The following is a 686-nucleotide window of genomic DNA, read 5'->3' as shown; positions in this document are numbered from 1 at the left end:
ATAGAAGATGGCATCGACGATGCGCCGGAGCGGATAGGTCTGCCGCCGTCCCGCCGGATGACTGCGGGGGACGAGGGGCGCGAGCAGTGCCCATTCGGCATCAGTGAGATCGCAGGCATAGAGACAAATATCCATAGCGGGGCTCCTCAACCGTTGCACACCCCGCATCCGCCTCATCAATCTTCACGAAAGCTATTCCAAATCAAGCACTTGAAGCGAGTAATAAAATTGCTCACCAGCCTCTGAGAGACGGAAGATCCAGCGTAGGCTTCGGCAGAGGAAGCCGGATGGTCATGGGTCTCGGCTACACCAAACCGTCACCGCGTTAGGATCACTGTGGGCGGTGAAGCGATAACGTGAGGGTCAGGTTTTCGCCAGTCCGGAGCATGGTGCTCCAGACTGCACGATACGGCCTTGAAGCTTACTTGCGCTCTGTCGTGCCGGTGCCATTGACCCTGTTGCCGCGCTCGTCTTCGACCTCGACCTTGGTTTCACGAACAGTGTCGAACACGGTTTCTGTGCGCTGTTCGGCCTCCTTGGACTCCTTGCGGACGACAATTGTCATAGGGCGGTGAATACTGCCTGATTGTGGGCCTCGAAAATTCCCTAGCTGATGCCCTGCCGTCGCGGCCTGAGCCACGCTCTCGCCGTGCAGGCGCTCCCGCCATCGTCGATGATTCTCTCCG

General features: G+C 58.6%; 1 protein-coding gene and 1 pseudogene. Both read right to left on the bottom strand.

The window, feature by feature from the left end; all coding sequences use genetic code 11:
- The coding region (locus tag FS320_RS44610) for a transposase (RefSeq protein ID WP_152718806.1) at positions 1-135 on the bottom strand (135 nt) is incomplete at its 3' end.
- A 286-nt stretch (positions 136-421) separates the two neighbouring features.
- Positions 422-686: pseudogene (locus tag FS320_RS47475) on the bottom strand (hypothetical protein); the annotation flags it as partial.

The organism is Microvirga tunisiensis (assembly GCF_009296175.1).
Taxonomy (GTDB): domain Bacteria; phylum Pseudomonadota; class Alphaproteobacteria; order Rhizobiales; family Beijerinckiaceae; genus Microvirga; species Microvirga tunisiensis.
Note: the sequence above shows the minus strand (reverse complement) of the source record. Positions and strands in the feature narration are given on the sequence as shown.